This is a genomic window from Nostoc sp. ChiSLP03a (assembly GCF_034531215.2).
Lineage (GTDB): Bacteria > Cyanobacteriota > Cyanobacteriia > Cyanobacteriales > Nostocaceae > Nostoc.
The window spans coordinates 1-25041 of record NZ_JAVRBQ020000191.1; the positions used below are offsets into that span (position 1 = coordinate 1).

Here is a 25041-nt window from a genome sequence, read left to right on the forward strand (position 1 = left end):
TGAGGTCAACGGCGCGGGTGTAGGAGACAACTTCCGCCTGCAACAAGATGCTCAAGGCAGAGCAATCTTCGATCGCCTGAACTTGGTTCCTTTCACTCTGACTGTAGACAGTGCAGAAAGGTTTGAAATCAATGGTGGTGGTGGTGATGACATCCTCGATGTCAACAACCTGTCAGGAACTTCTGTAAATGCGGTATGGTTCACAGGCGGGGCTGGCAATGACTTCCTGGATGGTAGTGGCACAGCGACAACGTTGAGAGCCTTCGGTGGTGAGGGTAATGACGTTCTCTATGGTGGTGCTGGCAATGACTTACTCTATGGAGATGCTGGTAATGATATTTTACGAGGTGGTAAAGGTAATGACATTCTGACTGGTGGTGCTGGTGGCGATCGCTTTGTATTCAACTCAGGTACTGGGTACAATAGTGCCGATCTCGGTGTAGATAAAATTACTGACTTCAGCTACTTTAGCGATAAAATTGTCCTCGATAAGACGACTTTTGCCGGACTCAATAATCTGTCCCAAATTAAGATAGTAGCTAATGATGCAGCCGCTGCAACTAGCTCTGGACTCATTACTTACAGTCTTGGAACTGGCAACTTGTTCTTCAACCAAAACTTGACATCACCAGGCTATGGGACAGGTAGTTTGTTTGCCAACATTGATAACGATAACAATCAGTTCACAGCCCCACCATTATTATCAGCGACAAACTTTGAGATCGTTGCGTAAACATCTCTCAAAATCCATAGAAGCTAAGGCATGTCTGCAAGCTGACAGCGAAATAGTAATTAGCAATCATCAATGTTGCTAATTAAAGATAATTGAATCCTCCTCATACTTTAAATATGGGGAGGATTATACAGCAGTTTTCTTTTGCATGAAGTACGAGGCTGCAAAGGCGTAGTCAGCCGTAGACATTGCTTTGGAAAAAGAGGCAATTTTAGGCGATCAAAAACATTACCAAAAAGTTCCTAATTTCTGTCTTGAAAGTCAGATTATGGATGAACATTATTAAAAATACAGCTTTATTTATTTATATAAAAATTTAATGAAAAATAAAGTTTATTTAAGCAGAATATTGTAAACAAGCAAAATTTTGCTGTAGTATAATAAGAGAAAGATTTTGTAACCTAATAAATCGATTAACATGCGTTTACCTATCATTATCAGTGCAACACTATTGCTTTCTCTAAGTATGAACTTACCAGCTATATCCGAAACTAGCGCAGAGAAAGCACAATATCAAACGCAAACGAATAATAGCTTGAATTCAAGACGATTGAAATTTAATAAGCGTTTGTGGGAACAGGCAAATATTTCTAACTATCGCATTACGGTTAGCAACAGTTGCTTCTGCATACCAGATGCTAGAGGCCCAGTAGTTATTCAAGTACGTAATGGTCAACCAATTTCAGTCACTTCTGTAGCTACAGGTCAACCAGTTAATCCAGAATTCTTTCAAAAATACGATACAATTCCCGAACTCTTTAATGTGATTCAAGATGCTATCAACCGTAAGGCATTCAACCTGAATGTAGAATACAATGCTAAACTTGGCTATCCCACTAAAATTAATATCGATTACAATAGTCAAATAGCTGATGAAGAAATCTTTTTGACAATTGAAAATTTTCAGGAACTGAAAACTAGACGCTAAACTGATTAATTGCGCTTAATCTCAACCGGAAATAGGGGTAAATTAGCAACTCCAAAGCGGGATTTAATACTTTAATTTACCCCAAAAAGCTAATAGCGATCCAATACGCTTGAGTTAAAGGTCATTCGTGTAGATAATTGGTTTTTCAAGACGCGATTTATCGCGTCTCTACATCTGGATTTGGTTGCTAAGGGATTTCCAATTAAAAAAATATACAACTTTTATTGTGGGGTGGGCGACACGAAAGCCCAGTTCATAGGGCGGACAAGATGTCATTGGTGTCAAGTTAAGCTAAAAGCCTTTTCAAATCTCGTTTCCAGCCTAGAGGCTGGAAATTTTGCTCCTGGCGGCTCTGCCGCCAGCAAGGGAGGCGGAGCCTCTAGGACGGCATTCCAGTCGGAGCAGGGGAACGAGACAATATCTAAAAGCTGGTTCTAGGCTGGTTTTCACGCTAAGTTGACACCAATGACAAGATGTCCACCCCATAAGAGTGGATAATTTATTTCTTGGTAATCCCTAATTCTTAACTGTATTGAATAGCTATTAGCTTTTCATAAAAATTAACACTTTGATTAAGTTATATTGATTTTGTGCGACTAATTCTCAATTATTCAACGAATTTATTGTGTTTGAGGGCTTGACTAAAAACAGTTATTTCTGCTAGCCTCAAATTACTCGATAAGATTAGTGCTTGCTGTAGGTTTATGCAGTAGTTGCGATCGCAGGAACTTTACTAATACCACACTATAATTTAACTTTTTACAGATGGCTTAAAGTCATACACCCATTTGTGAAAATCATCATTCATACTCATTTGCCGCTCTTGCGTCTGCCCAGTAGATGCCACGGTGTTAATGTCGTAGTACCGCATTTCACCCAAGGCACTACGAGCTTGAATGGGTTTTGTCCGCTCGATGCGACACTGTTCGTAGCTAGTCAGAGCTTCTTGCAGATTAGCTGAATCAGAAAAACACTCTCGTAGTTGGTATGCATCTTCAAAAGTGGTATTGGCTCCTTGTCCCATTGCAGGCGCCATTGGATGAGCGGCATCGCCTAAGAGAGTGACTCTGCCTTGACTCCATTGAGTTAACGGTGGGCGATCGCAAATCGGCCCTTCCCAAATTTCTTCGGCTGGTGTCGCTTCTACCACCTCCCGAAAGGATTTATCCCAGTCAGCTAATTCATGGAGAATACGAGACTTCACTTCATCAGCGCTGTGCGAAAGCGAGTACTCAGGCGAGAACTTCCGACTAATCCAACTGGTATAGCCGCCGCCCACATTCAAAAGGTACATAAACTGTTGATTGCCTTTGGCAAAAACTAGGTCATAGTCATTAAATAGCTCGTGGCGATACTCAATGACGGCACGCCAACACATACTACCGATATAATTAGGCTTACCCTCGCCAAATAAAGTTTCTCTGATCGCAGAGTTAACGCCATCAGCCCCAATCAGCAAATCTGCATCTACCGATTTTTTGCCATCAAAATGAATTTTTACACCGTTTGCATCTTGCTCAAAGCCGATGCAGCGATGATTGAGGTGAATGATATCAGACGGCAATCTCGATGCTAAGACTTGTTGTAGACGATACCACCAAACAGTCAATAACGGTTGTCCGTATTGCTCTAAATATTTAGTTGCGTTAGTTCGGATTGTTTCTCCTTGAATACTCTTTAAAACCGTGTGGTGAACCTCGCATCCCGAACTTTTGAGAGTTTCGACAATTCCCGGCGCGATCGCATCTAGAGAATTCAAGCCGTTGGGAGCTAGCCCTAGTCCAGTTCCCGCCGGACGAAATTCTTGGGCTTTTTCGTATACTTGCACCTCTATCCCTTGGCTTCTCAGTGCGATCGCAGCAGCTAAACCGCCTGGGCCAGCACCGACAATAGCAACTTTCTTTACTATGGGTTGGGATAATTTCTGAGTGTTTGTGTTCATATTATTAAGTCAGAATGCCGAATATTCCCATGAATATATACACTTATTCCATGTCTGAAGGCAACTTTATCTTTTAGCTAGATCCACAGTTATTACTTTGACTCCTAAGTAGTTTTTTAGTCAATCTTCCTTAAGAATCAACCCTGAATTCGTATTTTAATGGATTGTCATCAATTTTGCGGTTGCTGGTAGTAACAAAAACTGCACGCTTCAGCATTTTTTCCTAATTCGACAAACGTAAATAAATACCATTACGTCGATTTAAGCGATAAATTCATTAAATTTGACTTTTAATTTTCATAAACTTCCTGTAAGCTCACTAAGCTTACTGTATTATTTTCATATTCAAAAAAATTGTGAAAAAGAGTTTGGATGAAATTTTAGGCAGCTTCTGTATGTATTGGTTTAAGTGAGTTCATTGCCGCTGATTGTAAATTACCCACAAGTGATTGCTTGAGAGGTTAGCTATTTATGCCTTTTGCCATCCGTTATTGCCGTTACCTTGGATTCTAAATGTCAGGAAGTAACGCTAGAACAACCGCAGACTTTTATCGCTAGTATAGTAAATGATGTAATTATTATCTACATGAGACATGGCAGAAAATTCCTTAGCTTCAAGAACTTCAGACTCACTTACCCAGGAAGTGAAAATATTCGCTTCAGAGGAAGTAGAATTATCGCTGAATGTTAATAAGACATCTTACTCCTTGAAGATAGAACCTCGTGTTACATTACTAGATGCACTTCGAGAAAAGCTGGGTTTGATGGGTACTAAAAAAGCTTGCGATCGCGGTGAATGTGGTGCATGTACAGTATTAGTTAATAATCGGCGTATTAACTCTTGTATGACTTTGGCAATCATGCACATCGGTACTGAAATTACCACAATTGAGGGATTAGCACAAGATGGGAAACTCCATCCTATGCAAACAGCCTTTATTACTCATGATGCTTTTCAATGTGGCTACTGTACATCAGGTCAAATTATCTCAGCCGTAGGGATGATATTAGAAGAATTACCAAAATCTGAAGCAGAAATTCGAGAAAACATGAGTGGAAACCTTTGCCGTTGTGGAGCATATCCAAATATTATTGCGGCGATTCGAGATGTGCTAGAGGAAAAGCAAGATGCAGCCATTTAGTTATGCTAAAGTTACCTCAGAAGAAGTGGCGATCGCAATAGTTGAGCAAGAGAAAACTGCTGTATTTATTGCTGGGGGCACAGATTTACTGGGATTAATGAAAGATGGAGTCCAAACAGCGAATGTATTAATTGATATTAATAGTTTGCCCTTAGCAAATATTGAATTTCAACCTCAAGGAATCCGCATTGGTGCGATTTCTCGAATGAGCGATGTGGCTTTTCATCCCCAAATTCAGGAATGTTATCCGGTAATTAGCCAAGCTTTATTACAAAGCGCTTCACCGCAACTGCGAAATATGGCAACAGTGGGTGGGAATTTACTGCAACGAGTCCGCTGTGGTTATTTTCGCGATCCGGTTTTTCCTTGTAATAAACGCACTCCCGGTATAGGTTGTTCGGCAATTACAGGTAACAATCGAATGCATTCCATTTTCGGAGCTAGCGAACATTGCATTGCGGTTCATCCTTCCGATTTAGCTGTAGCTTTGACGGCATTAGATGCAGTGATTTGCATCCAAGGAATAGAAACATCACGGCGAATTTCAATTGATGATTTTTATCTCTTACCAGGCGAGACACCAGCAAAAGAAACTTTATTACAGCCTGAAGAATTAATTGTTGCGATTGAAGTTCCCGATTTTGCATATAAGTCCCATTATTTAAAAGTAAGGGATCGAGCTGCTTACGAATTTGCTCTCGTTTCCGTAGCTGTTGCTTTAGATATAGAACAAGACACGATAAAATCAGCACGCATCGCTTTTGGAGGAGTAGCACCCAAACCTTGGCGTGCAAGGGAAGCTGAGGAATTTCTCAAAGGGAAAGAAAGTAACGAAGATATCTTTACAGCCGCAGCCGCAACCGCCGTCAAAGAAGCAAAACCGCAAACGCATAATCAATTCAAAATTGAGTTAGTCAAACGCGCTTTGGTACGCGCACTTTCAGTTGTGACAGAAGGGGAGCAGGGGAGCAGGGGAGCAGGGGAGCAGGGGAGCAGGGGAGCAGGGGAGCAGGGGAGCAGGGGACAAGGAAGAGGAGTAATAATTAATTGATATGAATAAAATTATTGGGAAACCACTCGATCGCGTTGATGGTAAGCTGAAAGTAACGGGAGAAGCACCTTATACAGCCGATGTGCCAATCGAGAATTTAACTTATGGAGTGATTTTTCAAAGCGCGATCGCTAGCGGTAAAGTTATCCAAATAGACACATCCGCAGCCGCAGTCTCTCCTGGTGTGCTAGATGTGGTTACTTATCAACAAACCCCATCTCTGATAAAAATACCTTTCTTTGGGCCTCCACAACCTCAGTCAACTGAAAAAGACCATAATATCTACTACGATGGTCAACATCTGGGGGTTGTAATTGCCCAAACTTTAGAAGAAGCCGAAACTGCTGCCTGTAAGATAAAAATTATCTACGAAGAAGCCATTCCGACAGTGACAATGGCACATACAGAGATGTTTGAACCCGAATCGATATTTTTTGGGATGATGCCAGCTAAAATCACCAGAGGGGATGTTGAATCGGGAAAAGTCCAGGCAGATGTCTTAGTAGAGCAAGTTTATACTACGCCAGTAGAACATCATAATCCCCTAGAGCCTTCTGCAACGATCGCAATCTGGGAGGGAGATAACTTGACGCTCTATGAAACCACTCAAGGCGTTTCTGCAACCCAAAGCCAAATCGCATCTATTCTGAATATTCCCGAAGAAAATGTCCGCGTCATCTCCAAATATTTAGGCGGTGGATTTGGTTGTAAAGCACTACTGCGATCGCATACGATTTTAGCAGCGATCGCCGCTCGGCAAGTAAAACGCCCAGTAAAAGTAGTGCTAACGCGATCGCAAATGTACACTGCTTGCGGCCACCGTTCTGAAACTCAGCAGCAGCTAACATTAGGTGCAACCAAAGAAGGTAAACTAACTATCATTGAGCAAATTGGGACATCTTTAACTTCCGTATTTGATGACTTTGCCGAACCAGTGGGTGCAGCAACAACCATGATGTACGCCTGTGCCAATTTGGAAATTAAATACCGTTTGGGACGGATCAACGCCGGCACACCAACCTTTATGCGGGGGCCAGGAGAAGCGCCGGGAATGTTTGCCTTAGAATCGGCAATGGATGAATTGGCATACACCTTAAATATCGATCCAATTGAACTAAGATTAAGAAATCATGCAGATATCGATCCGCACAAAGGATTACCTTGGTCAAGTAAATCCCTGAAAGAATGTTATCAAAAAGGGGCAGAAATTTTTGGTTGGTCACAACGCAATCCAATTCCCCGTTCCATGCGAGACAATTATTTCCTGATTGGTTGGGGAATGGCAAGTGCGACATTTCCCACCAATGCTAGAACTGCATCAGTCAAGGTAGAAATTTTTGCCACTGGAGAAGTGAAAGTACAAAGCGGTACTCAAGATATCGGTACAGGTACTTATACAGTGATGACGCAGGTAGCTGCTGAAGTATTGGGATTACCAGTGCAGTTTGAATTAGGTGATACTAATCTTCCCAAGGCCCCGATTACAGGGAACTCAGTTACAGTTGCGAGTGTTTCGCAGGCGGTGCATCAAACTGCGATCGCTGCACGGGATAAGATAATTAAAATGGCGATCGCAGATGCAAGTTCTTTGCTTTACGGCTTGCAAGCAGAAGATATTGCCGTTGACTCAGGGCAAATATTTTCAAAACAAGACCCATCAAAGCGAGACAGCTACACTGATATTCTGCACCGTCACGGATTAGAAAGTTTAGAAGTTACAGAGGAATCCTCACTCAATCCAGACAGCCAACAATATGCCAAACACTCATTTGGGGCGATATTTGTCGAAGTTGCAGTTGATGAATTGTTAGGAGAAATCAAAGTTAGACGTTGCGTAGGCGTTTATGATGCTGGGCGAATTCTCAACTTCAAGACAGCACGCAGTCAAGTTATCGGCGGAATTACCTGGGGAATTGGTATGGCGCTGATGGAGAAAACTGTAATAGATCCTAATCAGGGCAGAATAGTTGGTGCTAACCTTTCCGATTACCTAATTCCCGTTCATGCAGATATCCCCAATATGGAAGTGCAATTTATTGACGAACGCGATCCTTATGTGAATGCACTAGGAACTAAAAGCCTGGGCGAACTTCCGATTGTTGGGGTAGCCGCTGCCATCTCTAATGCAGTTTATCATGCCACAGGTAAGCGGATTCGCGATCTGCCAATTACACCAGATAAGTTGTTGTGAGCGAATCGGTTTGTAATTACAGCAGAAATCATCTATTTGAACCACAGCTGTTGTAGGGGCATAAGGGCTTGCGCCCCTACCGCGTGGTCTATTTAGCTGAAAATAGCTGTAATATCATGTCCGCCTAATTAGTTATGTTGCAATGTTTGTCAAGAATGTCGCAATGTTTGCCATGAATGTCGCAATGTTTGCCATGAATATTGCAATGTTTCTGATGAACATTCCAATATTTATTATTAATATTAGGTTTCTAAAAAATATTTTTCTTTAACCACGTTTTATAATAATTTTTTACATACAGTATCTCGTTTAAAATACTACAGATTAAAGGAAAAATTTGATGAACCAGTGGCAACCTACTCCTCAACTCAGGAGATATTTAATTCAATTATTTTCCACTTGTATTGTTAAACCTTTGCAGTTCATAAAACAGTGGTACATACAACCAATACAAAATTGGTTTTATAGACATTCTTCGTGGAGCATTATCTCTCTATTTTTGGCTGGAATTAGTTTGAGTATCCTGTTAGCTGCTTGCTCTTTACGTAATGTCAATTACACTAGTAATGCTAGCGCAGCTTCTCAACCTAATATAACCCTAACCTTTGTTTCCTACTCAGTTACTAGTGCAGCATACGAGCAGATAATTCCCAAGTTTATCAAACAATGGAAGAAAGAACACAACCAAAATATCACTTTCAATCAAAGCTATGATGCGTCAGCTTCCCAAACTCTTGCAGCAGTGATTGAAGGCAAAGAAGCTGATGTGGTACATTTGTCACTTCCCCTTGACATTAATAAACTTGTTGAAGCGGGTTTTATTCAACCAGATTGGGAAAAAGAAGCGCCTAATAATGCAATTGTTACCAAATCTGTAGATGCGATCGCTATTCGTGAAGGTAATCCCAAAAATATCAAAACTTGGGCAGATTTGGCAAAAGATGGCGTCAAGATAATTACAGCTAATCCCAAAACCTCTGGTGCGGCTCGTTGGAGTTTTCTTAATCTCTGGAGTTCGGCGATCGATACTGGCAAAAACGAAAATCAAGCAATAGACTTCATTTCTAAAGTCTATAATAATGCACCTGTGTTACCCAAAACTGCTCGAAATGCCAGCGAACTGTTCTTCAAAGATGGTCAAGGTGATGTTCTTCTCAACTATGAAAAAGAGATGATTGTAGCGGCAAAAAATGGTGAAAAGCTGCCATATATTGTACCTGATATTAATATCTCTATCGATAATCCTGTAGCGGTTGTCGATAAAAATGTCGATAAACACGGTACTCGCTCTGTTGCAGAAGCATTTATCAAATTTCTCTACACCCCAGATTCGCAACGAGAGTTTGCCAAATTGGGATTTCGTCCCGTTAACCTGGCGATCGCCAAAGAAACAGAAGCCAATTTTCCCCAAATTAAAACTATCTTCAAAGCTGAAGATTTAGGAGGATGGGACGAGATTCAGGCAAAATTCTTTGATGAAGGTACAATCTTTGACAAAATTCGAGCCAGAAAGTTAACTTAACCTTTACAGAGGTCTAATGAATCAAAAGTCCTCACTCAAGTTTGACAGAGTGACTTTGAAATTCGCTCCCCTTCTCCCAATTTTGGGAGAAGGGGTTAGGGGATGAGGGCAAATTTTGCATTTGTGCAAGAAGTCTAATCAAGTTGAGTATTTACCATTAATTTCTATATAACCCTCTGAAAGATCGCAACCCCATACAGTTGCAGAGGCATCGCCAATATTAAGGCTAACATGAATATCTACTTTATCTTGAGACATAATTTGCCGTAACTGTTCTAGATTTTCCTCAGTTAAGCTACTAGGATAAACTTTTACATTATCAAAACTAATAACAACTTTATCTTGATTTATCTGCTGTTCGTTTTCACATTTGCCTATAGCCATAGCAACTCTTCCCCAATTCGGATCTGCTCCATAAACAGCAGTTTTTACTAATGGTGAATTTACAATTGCTTTCGCTACTGTTTTAGCTTGTGTATAGTTAATCGCTGAATCTACAGTTACCTCAATTATTTTAGTAGCACCTTCTGCATCTCGTGCAATTTTCAGCACTAATTCTTGTGCAACTTCTTGCAATGCCTTAGCAAAATCTGGTTCTGAAACTTCACCCGCTATTCCATTAGCAAGAATTACAGCAGAGTCACTAGTAGAAGTATCAGTGTCTACACTCAAGCAATTAAAAGTTTTATCTATAGTAGAGCGAAAAATAGAACGAAGGCTATTTGCAGAAATTGCCGCGTCAGTAAAAAAGAAAGTTAGGAGAGTAGCCATATTCGGCTCAATCATGCCAACACCTTTGGCAATTCCTACTAGCTTGGCATTTCCTATTTGTCGTGTAGCTAGTTTCGCTACTGTATCGGTGGTCATAATACCACGAGCGGCGGCATGAAAATCAGCATCAGTCAATTTTTTGCCCAATCCTAATAAACCAGCCCGGATTTTTTCAATGGGGTAACGTCTGCCAATTACACCTGTAGAAGCGATCGCGATATTATGTGCAGCAATTCCAGTTTCAGTTGCAACTAATTGTAGAACTTCTTGAGCATCAGCGATGCCAACCGAACCATTAGCTACATTTGCATTCTTAGATATAACGACAATTGCTTGTGCTTGTGAATCTTTTAAATTCTCGCGGCTAATAGTAACACTTGGCCCGGCAAAAAGACTTTGAGTGAAAACTCCATCTGCAACACAAGGAACTGATGATTTCATCAATACAAAATCATCAGTTGTATCTCGTATTCCTAAATTCGTGATGAATGCACTAAAACCTTGAGGTGTAGAAGATATAGTCAATGACATTTTTCAATATTTAATAATTTGGGTTAATTATCTCATATCAAGTTCAGTTATTAGTCATTTGTCATTTGTCATTTGTCATTTGTAATAACAAATGATCGAGGAGAACCATAACAAAAGTTTTCACAATCTCATTTATAGGACTTACGCACTGAAGCCTGAAACCTAGATCCCCCCTAGCCCCCCTTAAAAAGGGGGGAACTTCTAAAGCCCCCTTTTTAAGGGGGTTGGGGGATCTGAGTGCGTAAGTCCTGAATATTTACAGTCATTGCGAGTGTAACGAAGTGGAGCGAAGCAATCACAAGACCTATGCGATTGCTACCCTGCGGGAAGCCGCAGAAGCGTCTACATTACGCTTCGCTCCATTCGCAATGACATTGTGCAATTAATTCTGTCCGACTACTTATTCTCGTAAAATCCAGCGGCGAAATAGTTCTACTATAATTCGATAATTTCCTTCAATTTCCTCAACCACATCATGACGCATTAAAGCATGTAGCGCTGACTGTATATTCTCTCTACCCAGACCTGTAGAATGAGCTAAAGCATCCAGATTTAAACCCTCTGGGTAAGGTGCAAGTACCTGTAGTATCGCCTGCTGGCCACCCGCACCCCGCGCCGCCTGACCCCAAACCCCATCAAAGTAGTAGCTTCCCCGTTTAAAAAACTCAGGATCGTTAATTACAGCTTCCACATCTTCTACCGTGAAAACTGGATCGCGGGAATGTCCTTGCTCAAAAACAAAGTCATTGTAGCGGCGCACTAGCTGGAATCCTACTAGCTGGACTAAATATGGTTGACCATGCGTCAGCACATAAATTTCATCTAAAGCTTCCGGGGTGCAGTCGAGGGGAAAGTCTTCACCTGGGTTAGCCAAAATTTGGCGGGTAGCTGCACGTCGCATAAACCCTACATGGATGGGGATAACACTGGCAAAGAAAGGCTGAAAGTAATCTGCTGTCATTTCTTCCAAGGTATGCAAGCCAGCCAAGGCAAAAGCAACTTTAGGACTCATTTGCACCAATCCCCGCAAATAACCCATAAAGTCTTGAGGGATTTTTCCCGCATCAATTAAATCTTCAATTTTCTCAAACTCGTCTAAGGCGATAATTAACCCATCTTTGAGTTGTGTTGTTATTTGTTTTAAATAGCGTTCAAAATTCCGGTATGGGAGGTTAAGTAAATCAGCATCAGTTGGGGGTGGAAGTTTGACAACTTGCGAAATTTCATCACTAATCGCTATTAACACCTCTCCTACGCCTTGCGGGCTATCTCCCAAACGCAAGAGGTTGACATAGGCTAACTGTATTCCTGACTCCAAACATTGAGCAGCATTGAGCAAAATAGAAGTCTTGCCCATGCGCCTATGACCGTAGAGAACTACAGACTGTAGTTGATGACTATTTACCCAAAGTTCTTTTAACTGAGCGATTACATCTTCCCTACCGACGAAGAGAGTATCTTGAACGGGGTCACCGATTACATAAGGATTAGTTACAGGCTGAGTGATGGAAATTTCTCCTATCTCACCAGCAATTTGTAAAAGACAGTCTTTCCAAGTTTGAGCAATATCTATAATTAGCCCTCGCTCAGCTTGTGGCAAGGTGTCGGCTGTGTTTAGTATATTTGTGAGTTTGCCCAAAGAATGACTAAAAGCCAAAGACTTAGCTATACCAGACAAGCTGCGCTCTAATAGCTGGACATCTTCTACAACTTGACGCAGACTAATAAGAGCATTCCAAACATTGGGACGTAAAAAAGGTTCCTGTGGAAAAGCAGGCACTTCCAGAGTAGCGACAGCAGCTAATTGTTTAGCTTTGTAGAAAGTTGCTAGAGTTTGGGCGAGGATATACATTTCCTCACCGTAAAGCAGAGAACGCACTACAATAAAAGCTTCCATTGCTTTTGCTGGTTGTTTTTCATGCAGATACCAGAAACCAGCAGCAGTAGCACGAGCAGGAGTATCCAAGCGGGTATCTAGTAGTAAACTAGCACGCAACCTATACTGCCAAGAGTAAGGAAAGATGAAAAAAGCTTCTATTAATTCTAATTTTAGATATTCATCCAGAGGAACTGAGGCAAAAAGGATTAGCTTCCAATCAAAGGGAGCTTCGGCTAGCCGAGAGATACGCCAAATAATTTGGTCTGAAGAAGTTGTAGCTAGTACCCGATTAACTGCTTGTACAACAGGAATAAATTGCAGAGTATATGCCAGAAATTGATTAGTATTATGTAAACCGATTTCCCAATTCTGTTGCAGCCAATTTTGTAAGCGAAGATCAAGATAAGGCAGAGGCAGGGGAGTTATGCGAGGAAAGAAGCGACTACCGTTTTGAACGATTCGCAAGTTTAAGAGTGAGCCAATCAGCCACATGTCTGGACGCAGCACTGCTAAACTTCCGACCACACCAACCCCTACACCAACCACTACACCAACCACTGTGCCCTTTGCCAGTCCAACCGTTGCTTCTAACGCCACGCCTCCGAACACGCCAAATGCCACGCCCACATACACGCCAAATGCCACTCCAAACGCCACGCCTCCGAACACCTCAAATGCTAAGCCTCCGAACACACCAAACGCCACGTTAACCGCCACGCCAAACGCCACACCACTCGTCAAGCCTCCCACGCCAGCCGCCACGCTAGCCGTAATGCCACCTGTCAGACCTCCCAAGCCAAACACCACACCACCCACCACGTTAACTACTACGCCAAATGCCACACCAACCGCCACGCCAACTGCCACGTTAACCCCCAATCCAACCGCCAGACCAACTCCCACACCAAACACCACGCCGAACCAGTCAAAAGGAACATTTACTGTTTGTAAAATTAGGCTTAAATTCAAAAGTGTAGCTACTTTTACTATCAATCCTTGAAAAAGTAGCTGACGCTGGATAGGATTTTGACGCAGCCACTCCCATACCTTCTGCCAATTCATTTCTTCTTCAGGAATATACCAACCTCCAAATCTATCTACATACCACCGCAAAGCTTGGGGAAAGAAAAACACCCAGTACAACAGGCGCAAATAATCTAAGGGGTTCCATAGCGAGAGGGGGCGCTTCAATTTGGGCGTTAAGTCTAGGCGAGGTACAGAGGGCTGTTGGCTCATTTATTCGGCTTCCATCTTCACTTGTGAAGAACCTAACCCCCCAGCCCCCTTCCCTGTAAGGGAAGGGGGAGTAATCTTGCTCCCCTCTCCTCGCAGGAGAGGGGTTGGGGGAGAGGTCAAAACTGTGTATTTCATTACACACCCTCCATGTAACGAAGGTAAGTGCGATCGCAAAGTCGCATTAGTTTCTGAGGATGTCCCCCACTTTCTTGGATCAGTTGGATAATTTCTCGCTCTGTAAACCTCACAGAAGTCATAGCCAGACGGCTGGCAATAAAAGCACGGACGCGGGTTTCGTCCCAAGCTTTTACATTTTCCTCTTGGCAAATACCTGCTAGTGGTGATGTTTTGCCGTTATCCTGACTGTCGTTAAATAGCTTGTCTAAAGGTTCGCTGGCAGCTAAAATCAACCGCAGAGAAGCATCACGCCCCTCAGCTAAACCGCGTAATTGATCTCGTACTTGGCGAGTAAACCCACTCCAAGTAAGCTTTCCCACGTTATCTATAGCCAACAGCACTCTTTTATCTCGTAAATTGCGAGTTAGCATATAACCCTTACTTTCTGAGATACCTACCTCGTAGCACAAAGCACCATAGAATTCATTTTCATCATGAAGCCAATTCAAGTCTAGGAAAACTTGCTGACGTTTGAGGTGAGTTTCTGCCTGTTGACAAATAGCCCATAATACAGAAGATTTTCCAATACCCTCTTCGCCAATTAAAGCCACACTACTGCCACTATTCAGTACCTCAAATATCCGCCCAATTTCCCGTTCTCGTCCAAAAAATAATTGCGGGTCTTCTACTCTCCCTTGTTGAGGAATGAAAGGATTGGTAATTAAATTCTCGGTGACAGTAAGATTCAGCGTTCCATCAGGAATTAAATTCTTTTTTACATAAATCACTGGTGTGAGATGCTCTGGAATACCCTGGAGTTGAATTTCCACACAGCCAAACTTAAAAGCCTCTTCGATGGAACGCTTTGCCGCTAATGCTTTGTAAAAACCGACAGCAAATGCGATCGCAGCTGCATCGCCAATAGTATCATTCATCCCAATTACGAAGGGGATATGTTCAGCGATCGCCTTTGCCTGAACCTCAGAATAACAGGCATTCAGCACCACACAATTAACTTGTGTGAATAATGCAAACATTGCTGCCAAAGCTTCAGGTTCTATTGCCTGAATTTGACCCACTTTATTTTCAAAGCAAAGCTCGCCTGTACTTTTACCATGCCCAGAAAAATGTACGATCTGGGGATTAACATCAAATATTGCTTGAGTGATATCCTCTACACGCACAGACTCTCGCTGTTCTAGCTGGTGATTTCCTCGCTGTTTTGCTAATTGCAGCCTTTGTTTGATATCTCGCAACTCCTGTCCCAAACGCCGCCGAGAATCATCACTAGGATCGGCAGCTAAAAACAGGATTTTTACGGGAATATCACTGTTCACTAGAAGATAAAAGTCAAATTATTCACCAGCATACCACTGTAATACTGAGGTAAACCTAGAGACTGGGCGTAAAGGTTTTAAATACTCACAGAACCGCAACTTTTCTACCCCTACGCTTTATCTGGCAAGTCGGTTGAGGCTTGATGATTGCTGGGTTAATCTTGCGAAAAATCTGACATGTGATGTATTGACAACCTTGCAATAGTACCAACTATTGTGAACTGTAACCGTTCCAAATAAATCTAAGCAAAATATTAAGTTACTGACTTATCTATCTTAGGTAAGAAGTACTGATTCTATGATTTGTGAAAACTAGAGAAGAAGTTTGAAAAATACTCAATTTGCATAAAAATGAGTTTTCGTCAAGACAAAAATAAATTATTGCACACGCAGCTAGTTAAATACGGTATAAATTACCGCAAAGCTGCCAGAGCCGCAGAGATTCTAGCATCTGAAAAACCAGATGAGCTTTTAACTGACGAAGAAATACAACTTACCCAAGAAGTTTGTAAAGAGTGGTTAAGACAGCGCAAACGCTTGGATTCTATTGAAGAAAATATCAGCTTTTAAAAGCTAGCTTTCATATTTACTCTTGTTTGCTATACAGAATTCACTCAAGTAGAAGAGGTGATTTTGAGTTCTTTTTTAGCACGTTTCAATTGTTTCCAGAGGCTTTTAATTTGGTTGTACGCCTCTTGAGGAGAAAGCTTACCATTGCTTTGCAGGTTACTAATGTAGCTCACCCTTTGAGCAAATTCTTGTAGATTTGCGTTAAAAACTAAGTACTCTGGCTTGAATTGACCGTAATAACAACTTTGTGGATATAAGAAATCAGATAGATCGGATAAAAAATCAGATTGTTCTGCCATTGCTATTTACACCTGTTAAATTTTAAAGAAAATTAGCAGACGGGTTGGAGTAACCCATCTGCCTGATTTATCTGCGAAAGGTGCATGGAGGTATAACGATTCAGGCTTTTGATTAATCTCAAGCCAGACTCAGTAAGCTAGTTATTAATAACTCAAATGAGTTTAACACCAACTTTATTGGTAAAAACATATAATAACCAACTTAAGAAAAATGTAGCAAAAGTTACGTTTTTCCTAACACTAGCAGCAAAACAGACGGCATTTGCTTGCTAGTAATGGGTTTTGCCAAATATAATTTGTAGACAATAAAAACTTTAAAACCTCACTTACTCCCGCACAAGCGGCTGAGCTTACAAATACTGGATATCAAGCCCTTACTAAAAAATGCCACAAAGAAGCAATTCAAGCATTAAAAATTTTTTCAGTGCTTCTCCGGCTACAAAAGAATATTTAAAAGTAGACAAATGGCTAATAAAAGCATATCAATATAATGGGCAAATTAATCAAGCGATCGCTCTCTAGTAAGCTTATCTAAAATTTGCTATATATTGAGAAAGCGACTCTGAAAAAAATTGATAACTTTACTATTTCCGACTTGAGAATTGGATGGGAAATGTGACAGCATTCAAAATTCTGAATTTTCATTGCCCATTCCCATTACCAAGTTTTTCAACTCAATTAGACATTGCTGTTTCTGCTACATTACTACAAATTATTTCCTCCAATGTGCGGAGTAATTCTTGCTCGTTGTAAGGTTTAGAGAAATAAGCTCTTGCACCTAATTGAATTGCTAGTTGTCGATGTTTATTGCTACTACGAGAAGTGAGCATGGCAACTGGTATATTTTTTAGGCTGACATTTGAGTTCAGACGACCTAAGAAGCCATAACCATCAAGGCGAGGCATTTCAATATCGCAAATCACCGCTTGGACTTTCAAGCCACTTTCAAGTTTTTCTAAAGCATCTTGACCATCTTTAGCTTGTTCTACTTGATACCCTCCTTTCTCAAGAGTTAAAGCTAAGAAGCGACGCACATTAATTGAGTCATCAATAATCAAAATTGTCCCTTTCTGTTTAACAGGAGTTTTTGCTAGTTTCTCAGCATCAAAAAACAGAAACGGTGTTTTCAATCTTGCTGATGGTAATTGGTTATTTCTAGGAGTCTGCTGATTAGTCGCAATCCAATACAGCAATTCATTGGTATTAACTAATGCCACTACGCGACCATCACCAAGAATTGTGCAGTTACTAAAGCCTTCAGGTAAAGGTATATTTCCTTCGACTTGGCGAATCGCAACTTCCTGTTCGCCCCAGCAACGGTCTACTTGTATTGCTACTGGCTGATTATTGCCTTTGACTACTAAGACGCTGCTAGCATTAATCGCTGGGGGAGTTTCTAGTTCTGGGCTATCGTAACGTGGGCAATTAAACTCAAAGTATCGGCTAAGGCGAATCAGTGGCAGCATGGTTCCTTGCCAATTCAGGACTTCGCTACCTGCCATTGGGAAAATTCGCTCGTTTTGGAGTAAAAATATTTCGGAAACGACATCCGTAGGGAATGCCAATAGCATTCTATTGCTTTCTACCAGCAGGACTCGTGCCACGGAAAGAGTAAACGGTACCGACAGTGTAAAGGCAGTGCCAACTCCCGGTTCAGTATCAACTTTAATATCTCCTCGAACCAATTTGAGGTTATTACGAACCACATCCATACCGACACCGCGACCAGACAATGCTGTAACTTGGTCGGAGGTGCTAAATCCTGGTTCAAAAATTAGTGATAACAGTTCTTCATCACTAGCATTATCAATTAAAGCGGCATCTAATCTCATAGCTAGGGCGCGAGAGCGAATTTTCTCTAAAGAAATGCCCTGACCATCATCACGCATCGTAATAATTGTGCGATTGCCGCGGTGACTTGCTGTAATTTCAATTAATCCTTGTTCTGGTTTACCCAAGGTTTGGCGGGTGGCAGGGTCTTCAATACCATGATCGAAGGCATTCCTTAACAGGTGCATTAAAGGATCGTTCAAAGCTTCTAAAATGCTGCGTTCAATAAGGGTATTGCCACCTTCAATTTTCAATTGTACATTTTTGCCATACTCTACATTTAAATCGCGCAAAGCTCTAGGAAAACGCTCGACTAGATCGGATAATGGGCGCATCCGCACGTGGGTAAGCTTTGTCTGTAGTTGTTTGGATGTTTTGCTGAGTTTGCGAGCAATTTGATCTGTATCATCAACGCTTAATTGAATATCAGTAGAAACTTCTTGTACCTGAACAATGGTTTCCATAACTTCTTGCGATCGCAAGTTTAATTCGTTATAGCGATCCATTTCTAAGGCATCAAATCTGGCTATAGCTTGTGCTTGCTGAATATCATCATGATGTTCTACATTCTCAGCCAGCAGCACACCAGAAGAGATGACATTTTGCGTAGTTATTTTGTCGTATGCTGTACGTAATTCCTGATTTTCGCGGTCGAGAAGTTGCACTCGCTGACTCAAATGCCGCACGAGTTTGCGTAATTTTTCTAACTGGGAGTTCAGTCCATTCCGCTGGACAATAAGTTCTCCAAATAAGTCGTTAATTTGCTCGAGTTGTTTGCTGGGAACGCGGACTGTGTTTTCGTGCGTTTCTCGGTCTTTGCCTACTGTAACTGGTTCTCTAGATTCGACAAATTTATAATCTGTGGTGGTAATTTCTCTAGCTAATACCGTGTTTGCCTCTGGAATAGTGACAGTATCCATCTCATCAGCCACTACATCGTCGGATATAAAATTGACGGCAATTATTTCAGCTTCTGTATCGGCTGCATCTGTAACCAGATGTGCGATTACTTCCGGTTTTGCCGATGGTTCGGGTGGTATATAACTAGCCAGATCGATATCTGTAGGTAGACTATCACGTTGATTGGTCAATACTAAAGCTTGCGATCGCCGCCATGCTTGTAATGCTAACTGAGCAATTACAGGAACGCGTTCGGGTTCTGGGGCTTCTATGTGCTGCTTGATTGATTCACAAAGTTGAGTAAAAGCTGACAATTGCAGCATTTCACCCAAACCGCCCAATTCAGCTGCCATGATGGCAACTTCTTCTTGCAAGCATGGTTGTTCCCTATCTGCCAACACAGATTCTAGGCGTTGCAAACATCCTTCGACTTCTGTTTCAAACAGCAAAGGAATAATGTCTTGCCCATCTTCCGGCGATAGCATAGTTGTAGCATCTTCAGGGGTGGGTTCGCCCAGGCGATCGCGCAGTTCGTCAAAAACTGGGTAACAAAAACTTGCCAACCACTGCTCTTCTATGGAATTTTTTTCTGAGAGTAACCGTACTATCTGCCGCAACCAGTCAACTCCAGAGAGCAGTAAACTTTGCAACTGCGTGTCAATTTCTAGAGAATTTTTACGGGTTTTTAAGACTTTAAACGAATCTTCCAATCGATGAGCTAAATCGCTTAGCGAGCGATATCCCATCATCGCCGCACCACCCTTAATAGAATGAGCGGCTCGGAGTGCAGCGTTGATTTTCTCTAAATCGATGCGGTTACTATCAAATTCCAGCAATACCCCTTCCAAGGTATTCAGATAATCTGTTGCTTCTTCCAGAAACTGCATCTGGATTTCTAGTTCTTTATCCTGTGACATGGTTTTTGTTATTCGTCAGTTGTCATTAATAGAGACGCGATTAATCGCGTCTGTACAGTCGTCATCAATCAACTAACCTTGAAAGTCTCAACAGTTTCTTGCAATTGGTGGGAAATCTCGACAGTTTGTTGCAAAGATTCAGAAACATGGCGTGAAGAATCGCTGGTGCGTTGTGAAACGGCAGCAATATCTTTCATCAATTGGCTGACAGTTTTTGATGTTTCTACCTGAGATGTAGTTGCAGTGGAAATCGACTGTACTAAGGAGTCAATTTGACGCGATACATCCAAAATCTGACTCAGACTTTGCTTAGCCTCTTCGACAATGCGGGTGCCTTCCACCACTTGGGTGGTTCCTATTTCCATTGCCTGCACCACTTCGCTGGTTTCCCGTTGGATGTTCTCCACAATTTCTTCTATTTCTTGGGTTGCTGCGGCACTCCGGACTGCTAGTTCGCCGACTTCTTCCGCAACCACTGCAAAACCTTGCCCTTCTTCACCAGCTCGTGCTGCTTCAATGCTGGCGTTAATGGCGAGTAAGTTGGTTTGCATGGCGATTTGATTAATCAAGGACACCACGCGAGAAATTTGTTGGCTAGATTCTCCCAGACGTTTGACTTTCTTGGCAGTGTCACCAACGGTTTCTCGTAAAGAAAGGATGTTGTATACAGTCAAATCCATGGCTTGACCGCTCTTGGTAGCGTTGTCAGCAGCATGGTTAGCAACAATTGCTGCTTGTTGGGCACTGGCGGCGACGGCTTGCATGGAATGCGTCATTTGGTCAACAGCATCCAGGGTGCGATTGATTTCGGCAGCTTGTTTGAGTGCTTCTTCTGCTAGTTGGCGAATGGCTCCTTCATTGGAACCAATTGCGCCATTTACTTGGGTAGCAGCTTGTTTGACTTGGGTGACAATATCTCGCAGACTTTCGACGATAGAGTTAAAAAAGTCAGCAACAGTACCAATTTCCCCCGTGGTTACGTCTGCACGCACTGTCAAATCGCCTCTGGCTGCACCTTCTACGTTGTTGAGCAGTTCTAAAAGTTGTTGTTGCAGTGCTTCTGTTTGTTCTAGTTCTTCTTTGGAAGCTGGTGTAGTCTTGGTTTGTGCTATTTCTGCTTGTTCTATGGTCAAAACCTGCAATTGCGCGGCTATTTGATTAATATTTGCACTCAATACGCCTAACTCATCTTCTCTTTGCGTCTCTAAACGGGTATTGAGTTGACCTTGGCCGAGTTTTGCCAATGCCGCAGTTGCATTTAAAATTGGCTGTGTGGCGCGCTTGGCTATCCAAGCTGCGATCGCGGCCACAATCAATGCTATTAGTACTGTGGGGATTGCTATTGTCCACAGCAATTGTCTTTGAGGCTTAAAGGCGATTGCTGTATCTGTGGATAGAAGTACTTGCCAGTTTAAACTTGGTAAGCCTTCTAGTTTTCTCGATGGTACGTAACTAACAAGTTCTTGCTGTTGCTGAACTTTCTGAACTGTTGTGTAAGTATTAACTTTTTGGGCTGCTAATAGTTGAGCTAAACCAGGATACTCGGCTTTCGCGTCTTTCCCCATGAATTCTTTTTGGGGAGTCAGAAAAACTTTCCCAGAGTCATCGAGCAAATGGTATTGTTTTCCATTGCCTGTATAGTTTTGAATGACCTCTCCTAAAGCTGTTACGGGCATATTTGCACGTACTACTGCAATGGTTTGGCCGGTGTTGATATCTTTAACTGGTGCAGCTATGATAATGCTCACTATATTGGTATTTAGTGATTTTTCTGGCTTGCTAATCACAACTGCATTTTGTTGGAGAATATCTTGAAAATAGTTGCGGTCTTTTTGATTTTCCAGAGGTTCACCAGTAGATTGGACAATCGAGTTACCTTCAATATCGAAGACCGCAATGCTGTTATAGGCTTTGTCAGCCTTAACAAGATTATCTAGTATTGCTTGTTTTTCTTGATTGTTCGTAATTTGGGGATTGGTCAGGAATGGCAGATTTGAGAGTACCTGAATATCTCTATATTTTCCCAACATAAAGCGATTGACTGTGTTGGATAAATCAATGGTTGCCGCTTCTTGAGATTGGATAATTTGCTTAGTAATTGATTTATGGGTAAAGCTATAAGCGATCGCACCGATTGCCAATGTTGGTATAGTACCAATAGCGATCGCAAAAATTGTAGCTTTTGTCCCCAAGCTCAGCCGCTTGAAATAAGTAACTGCGTCATTCCAAGGGAAATTTTTAGCAGTTACAGTATTAGATTTAGTTGGCAGCTGTACTAGACCATCAGTAACTTTTTGAGATGAAATGAACGCTGCTCGATTTTGAGCATCACTACTCTTAGCCATGTCAGTTTTATTAAACATACTGGAATTCTCCTGAATAGGTAATGAGAAAACTAAAACTCTATTTAGTAGTACCTAATCACTGCGGAGAATAGAAGAATCTACAATAGCTTGTGCATCTAATACCAGCAAGGTTTCTTCTTGTTGCACAACACACCCACGTAAATAAGGAACTAAACTCGATGTCACTTGTCCAATAGGAGAACGAATGTCATCAGGCATGAATTTAGTTGTACCTTTTATTTCTTGTACAACTAAGCCTAAAATCAGTGATTCTACTTTGATAACTATCGCATTGTATTGCCATAGTTTATGGTCTAGTGCTTCTAAATTAAGCATTCTTGGCAGGTCAACTGCCCAAATTATCCGACTCCGCCAATTCATTAATCCTAGAATGCAAGCAGGCATGTTTGGCATGGAAGTTACAGCTTCAATGGGCAAAACCACCGCTTCTTGCGCGTGCTTCATTGATAAAACAGCAGTAGTCTGTTGATTTAGCTGAAACTTGAGATAACTATCTACTAAGTTATTTTGTGTTGGTTTTTCGGCAAATACAATTTGAGAATGATTCATTGATTTAAAACACCACTGATTTAATAGCACGTAATAGTTGCTCGCGTGTATATGGCTTAGTCACATAGACATCAGCACCTTGTTTCATGGCCCAGAGTCGATCGATCTCTAGATTTTTAGAACTGCAAATGACTATCGGTACTTTTTGAGTTGCCGGATTTTTTTTCAAAGAGCGACATAACTCAAATCCACTCATTCCTGGCATGACTACATCAGTAACAATCGCATCTGGTTTTTGTAATAAAGCTTTTTCTAGAGCTTCTTTAGCACCAGTAGCTTTAATGACGTTGTAACCACTTTCTTTGAGATAATGGCTCATTAGTTCTAATTCGCTGGGGGAATCTTCTACAATCAGAATTGTGCCAACCAAGGTAAGACTCACTCCTAAATCTCCTAAAAAATAAGTTGGTTTTAATAAAATTGGCTGAAATTTTTCACGGCTCAATTTTACTAAATTAATCAATGTGTTTAAATACTACTTTTAGTAATTCTGATTGGGTAAAAGGTTTGGTTAAATACCCTGATGCTCTGACCATTTTGGCTTTTGCTCTGTCAATAAATCCTGTTCTGCCAGTCACCATAATAATTGGTATATTCTTAAATGCTGAATGCCTGCGTAATAAAGAACATAGCTCATATCCATCTAAATTTGGCATTTCAACGTCTAGTAAAATTAGGTCTGGTTTGCTGCGGAGAATCTGCATCAAAGCCTTTAGTGGATCGTTGATTGTTACGACTGAAAATGCATTTTCACCCAAAAATAGTTTGATAGAATTTAACACTGTTTGACTATCATCAATGCAGGCAATTGTATAGAGACTTTTTCTCCCACCTGACGGAGTAACTGTGTTATTTCTATTTTCAGGAGGCTCAAAATTATTTTGTCTGGGCAATTGTTGCCCATTTTGGGAAAATGACTGATTTTGAGGTAGCTTAGTTGTAGGCAAAACTTGAGAAACCCCACCAGAATGAACTGGTGACTGGATATTTGTTCGATTTCGTAACTGCTTTTGACAGTGTTCGACTAGTAACCGCAAGTCCAAATGACAGAACTTTGGCAGTTCATCCCAAGAACTTTCAGGATAAAATTCATAACTGCCTTCTTTGACAACCAGAAATGACTCCAGCACTTCTTTTGCCAATTCGTTTATTAGGGTTGCTGCTTGCGTAAGGTTAATATATTCTTGGTTAACCAACCAGCAAATAGCTTGATAATCTGCATATGGCATCGACTGATTTTCACTCTGTGGTTCAAACATCAGCCGCATCTGCACGCGAGTGGCGCTGTTGAGGGTAGGAATCTTTTGACTCAAACGCCGCAAATGATTATCGAGTCGCTCAAACAGTTTGTCTGAATAGGAAGCGTAAGTCAGTTTACCTTCCTCTAAATTAATTGACCAAGAAACAGTTCCAGTAAATACCCGTAGGCAACCTGTAGCATGACGACTAGTTAGTTGTGCTAATAGAGATAGCGGATGCAGTTTCTGAATCAATCGGTAGCTATCTATAGGGGTTGTACTCATTTTGCTTTTTCTTAAGCTAAATTTAATACGTATAAGCTAAATTTGGACATCAGCTTTGCCACAATTTCCATCAAAATATGAGTTAACGGTTTTTTGTAGCATCAAATACAAGACTTTCAATCAGATTTGTGGATAAACTTAACAGCAGAGTTATTTTCAAATAGGCAAATCTCCATGAATTCGTAATTTATTGTTAAATTACTTACTTTTTTGTACTGAGTTTGCCGAATATCTCTGGATAATAAGTCAATAACAGGTAAAGACTAAATTTGGCCACTTACCTTTGAGTAACTTTTAAGTGTTAGTCACTGAAATAATACAGTTAAGTTACCAAAATCTAACTGATTTTTTCTCAGTATTTACACTTAAAAAATCTTGATGTTCCCCAAATCATATGGAGTCTGATGGATGCTTCAGTAAAATTTCTTAAAGTTAATATAAATTAACTATGAAAATTACCTCAGCTTTTGTTAGTGCAATTGTCTATATGATTCCCACTTCAGGAATGAATATTAATATCGTTAATTAAAATTCAACAGTTTATTTGCTGTACTGTGTTGTTTTTCAATAAATTGGGAAATGATGGTCTCCCGACTTGAGCAAACTGGCGTTGTGTTATCGCGTAGCGTAACGCACCAAAACCATAGGATGGTGCCAGAGGCATAACGCACCTACGTGTATTTCAAAAATCAAATATGAGTCCTATA

Annotated in this window: 17 protein-coding genes; 7 read left to right on the forward strand and 10 right to left on the reverse strand. The window is 41.2% G+C overall.

Annotated elements, in window-relative coordinates; all coding sequences use genetic code 11:
• Together RMY32_RS31800 and RMY32_RS31805 are read left to right on the forward strand one after the other, a co-directional pair.
• Window positions 1-733, forward strand: a 733-nt coding sequence (locus RMY32_RS31800) for a calcium-binding protein (protein ID WP_322711311.1), incomplete at its 5' end; no start/stop codon positions are given.
• A 418-nt stretch (window positions 734-1151) separates the two neighbouring features.
• Window positions 1152-1661, forward strand: coding sequence for a DUF6174 domain-containing protein (locus tag RMY32_RS31805; protein ID WP_322711312.1), 510 nt, complete (start codon window positions 1152-1154; stop codon window positions 1659-1661).
• A gap of 751 nt (window positions 1662-2412) precedes the next feature.
• On the opposite strand, the gene RMY32_RS31810 is transcribed toward RMY32_RS31805, so the two are convergent.
• Window positions 2413-3603 (reverse strand): FAD-dependent oxidoreductase, encoded by a 1191-nt coding sequence (locus tag RMY32_RS31810; RefSeq protein WP_322711313.1) that lies wholly within the window; start codon window positions 3601-3603, stop codon window positions 2413-2415.
• A gap of 593 nt (window positions 3604-4196) precedes the next feature.
• On the opposite strand from RMY32_RS31810, the gene RMY32_RS31815 reads away from it, so the two are divergent.
• The 4 genes from RMY32_RS31815 (at window position 4197) to RMY32_RS31830 (ending at window position 9509) form a co-directional block, all read left to right on the forward strand.
• On the forward strand, window positions 4197-4745 hold the full coding sequence (locus tag RMY32_RS31815) for a (2Fe-2S)-binding protein (protein WP_322711314.1): 549 nt from the start codon (window positions 4197-4199) through the stop codon (window positions 4743-4745).
• A complete protein-coding gene (locus RMY32_RS31820; RefSeq protein WP_322711315.1) occupies window positions 4732-5796 on the forward strand; it encodes a xanthine dehydrogenase family protein subunit M in 1065 nt (354 codons plus the stop codon). The genes RMY32_RS31815 and RMY32_RS31820 overlap by 14 nt, the downstream gene beginning before the upstream one ends.
• 1 nt (window position 5797) lies before the next feature.
• The gene (locus RMY32_RS31825; protein WP_322711316.1) at window positions 5798-7987 is read left to right on the forward strand and encodes a xanthine dehydrogenase family protein molybdopterin-binding subunit; all 2190 of its coding nucleotides are present in this window, start codon (window positions 5798-5800) and stop codon (window positions 7985-7987) included.
• A 340-nt stretch (window positions 7988-8327) separates the two neighbouring features.
• A complete protein-coding gene (locus tag RMY32_RS31830; protein WP_322711317.1) occupies window positions 8328-9509 on the forward strand; it encodes a sulfate ABC transporter substrate-binding protein in 1182 nt (393 codons plus the stop codon).
• Between the two features lie 138 nt (window positions 9510-9647).
• Here RMY32_RS31830 and argJ read toward each other — a convergent pair whose 3' ends face one another.
• From argJ to RMY32_RS31845, 3 genes are all read right to left on the reverse strand, one after another.
• On the reverse strand, window positions 9648-10811 hold the full coding sequence (gene argJ / locus RMY32_RS31835) for a bifunctional glutamate N-acetyltransferase/amino-acid acetyltransferase ArgJ (RefSeq protein ID WP_322711318.1): 1164 nt from the start codon (window positions 10809-10811) through the stop codon (window positions 9648-9650).
• Between the two features lie 400 nt (window positions 10812-11211).
• A complete protein-coding gene (locus RMY32_RS31840) occupies window positions 11212-13926 on the reverse strand; it encodes an ATP-binding protein (RefSeq protein WP_322664633.1) in 2715 nt (904 codons plus the stop codon).
• Between the two features lie 134 nt (window positions 13927-14060).
• Entirely contained in the window at window positions 14061-15380 is a 1320-nt protein-coding gene (locus tag RMY32_RS31845) for a CHAT domain-containing protein (RefSeq protein ID WP_322664631.1), read from the reverse strand.
• Window positions 15381-15731: 351 nt separating this feature from the next.
• Between RMY32_RS31845 and RMY32_RS31850 the strand changes: the two genes are divergently transcribed.
• Complete coding sequence (locus RMY32_RS31850; protein ID WP_322664629.1) at window positions 15732-15950, forward strand: hypothetical protein; 219 nt, start codon at window positions 15732-15734, stop codon at window positions 15948-15950.
• 44 nt (window positions 15951-15994) lie between these two features.
• On the opposite strand, the gene RMY32_RS31855 is transcribed toward RMY32_RS31850, so the two are convergent.
• The 6 genes from RMY32_RS31855 to RMY32_RS31880 all read right to left on the reverse strand — a co-directional run bounded on the left by RMY32_RS31855 (window position 15995) and on the right by RMY32_RS31880 (window position 24334).
• Window positions 15995-16249: a hypothetical protein gene (locus RMY32_RS31855; protein ID WP_322664627.1), complete on the reverse strand. Its 255-nt coding sequence runs from the start codon at window positions 16247-16249 to the stop codon at window positions 15995-15997.
• 674 nt (window positions 16250-16923) lie between these two features.
• Entirely contained in the window at window positions 16924-19896 is a 2973-nt protein-coding gene (locus RMY32_RS31860; protein WP_322664625.1) for a hybrid sensor histidine kinase/response regulator, read from the reverse strand.
• A gap of 68 nt (window positions 19897-19964) precedes the next feature.
• The gene (locus RMY32_RS31865; RefSeq protein ID WP_322664623.1) at window positions 19965-22259 is read right to left on the reverse strand and encodes a methyl-accepting chemotaxis protein; all 2295 of its coding nucleotides are present in this window, start codon (window positions 22257-22259) and stop codon (window positions 19965-19967) included.
• Window positions 22260-22313: 54 nt separating this feature from the next.
• Entirely contained in the window at window positions 22314-22811 is a 498-nt protein-coding gene (locus tag RMY32_RS31870; protein ID WP_322664621.1) for a chemotaxis protein CheW, read from the reverse strand.
• Window positions 22812-22815: 4 nt separating this feature from the next.
• Window positions 22816-23193 (reverse strand): PleD family two-component system response regulator, encoded by a 378-nt coding sequence (locus RMY32_RS31875; protein ID WP_322664673.1) that lies wholly within the window; start codon window positions 23191-23193, stop codon window positions 22816-22818.
• Window positions 23194-23266: 73 nt separating this feature from the next.
• On the reverse strand, window positions 23267-24334 hold the full coding sequence (locus tag RMY32_RS31880) for a response regulator (RefSeq protein ID WP_322664619.1): 1068 nt from the start codon (window positions 24332-24334) through the stop codon (window positions 23267-23269).
• Window positions 24335-25041: the final 707 nt, after the last annotated feature.

What these genes read in the sequence shown, in the direction of transcription:
- RMY32_RS31805 (WP_322711312.1), top strand. Translation starts at nt 1,152, where the DNA reads ATGCGTTTACCTATCATTATCAGTGCAACACTATTGCTTTCTCTAAGT.
- RMY32_RS31810 (WP_322711313.1), bottom strand. Translation starts at nt 3,603, where the DNA reads ATGAACACAAACACTCAGAAATTATCCCAACCCATAGTAAAGAAAGTT.
- RMY32_RS31815 (WP_322711314.1), top strand. Translation starts at nt 4,197, where the DNA reads ATGGCAGAAAATTCCTTAGCTTCAAGAACTTCAGACTCACTTACCCAG.
- RMY32_RS31820 (WP_322711315.1), top strand. Translation starts at nt 4,732, where the DNA reads ATGCAGCCATTTAGTTATGCTAAAGTTACCTCAGAAGAAGTGGCGATC.
- RMY32_RS31825 (WP_322711316.1), top strand. Translation starts at nt 5,798, where the DNA reads ATGAATAAAATTATTGGGAAACCACTCGATCGCGTTGATGGTAAGCTG.
- RMY32_RS31830 (WP_322711317.1), top strand. Translation starts at nt 8,328, where the DNA reads ATGAACCAGTGGCAACCTACTCCTCAACTCAGGAGATATTTAATTCAA.
- argJ (WP_322711318.1), bottom strand. Translation starts at nt 10,811, where the DNA reads ATGTCATTGACTATATCTTCTACACCTCAAGGTTTTAGTGCATTCATC.
- RMY32_RS31840 (WP_322664633.1), bottom strand. Translation starts at nt 13,926, where the DNA reads ATGAGCCAACAGCCCTCTGTACCTCGCCTAGACTTAACGCCCAAATTG.
- RMY32_RS31850 (WP_322664629.1), top strand. Translation starts at nt 15,732, where the DNA reads ATGAGTTTTCGTCAAGACAAAAATAAATTATTGCACACGCAGCTAGTT.
- RMY32_RS31855 (WP_322664627.1), bottom strand. Translation starts at nt 16,249, where the DNA reads ATGGCAGAACAATCTGATTTTTTATCCGATCTATCTGATTTCTTATAT.
- RMY32_RS31860 (WP_322664625.1), bottom strand. Translation starts at nt 19,896, where the DNA reads ATGTCACAGGATAAAGAACTAGAAATCCAGATGCAGTTTCTGGAAGAA.
- RMY32_RS31865 (WP_322664623.1), bottom strand. Translation starts at nt 22,259, where the DNA reads ATGTTTAATAAAACTGACATGGCTAAGAGTAGTGATGCTCAAAATCGA.
- RMY32_RS31870 (WP_322664621.1), bottom strand. Translation starts at nt 22,811, where the DNA reads ATGAATCATTCTCAAATTGTATTTGCCGAAAAACCAACACAAAATAAC.
- RMY32_RS31880 (WP_322664619.1), bottom strand. Translation starts at nt 24,334, where the DNA reads ATGAGTACAACCCCTATAGATAGCTACCGATTGATTCAGAAACTGCAT.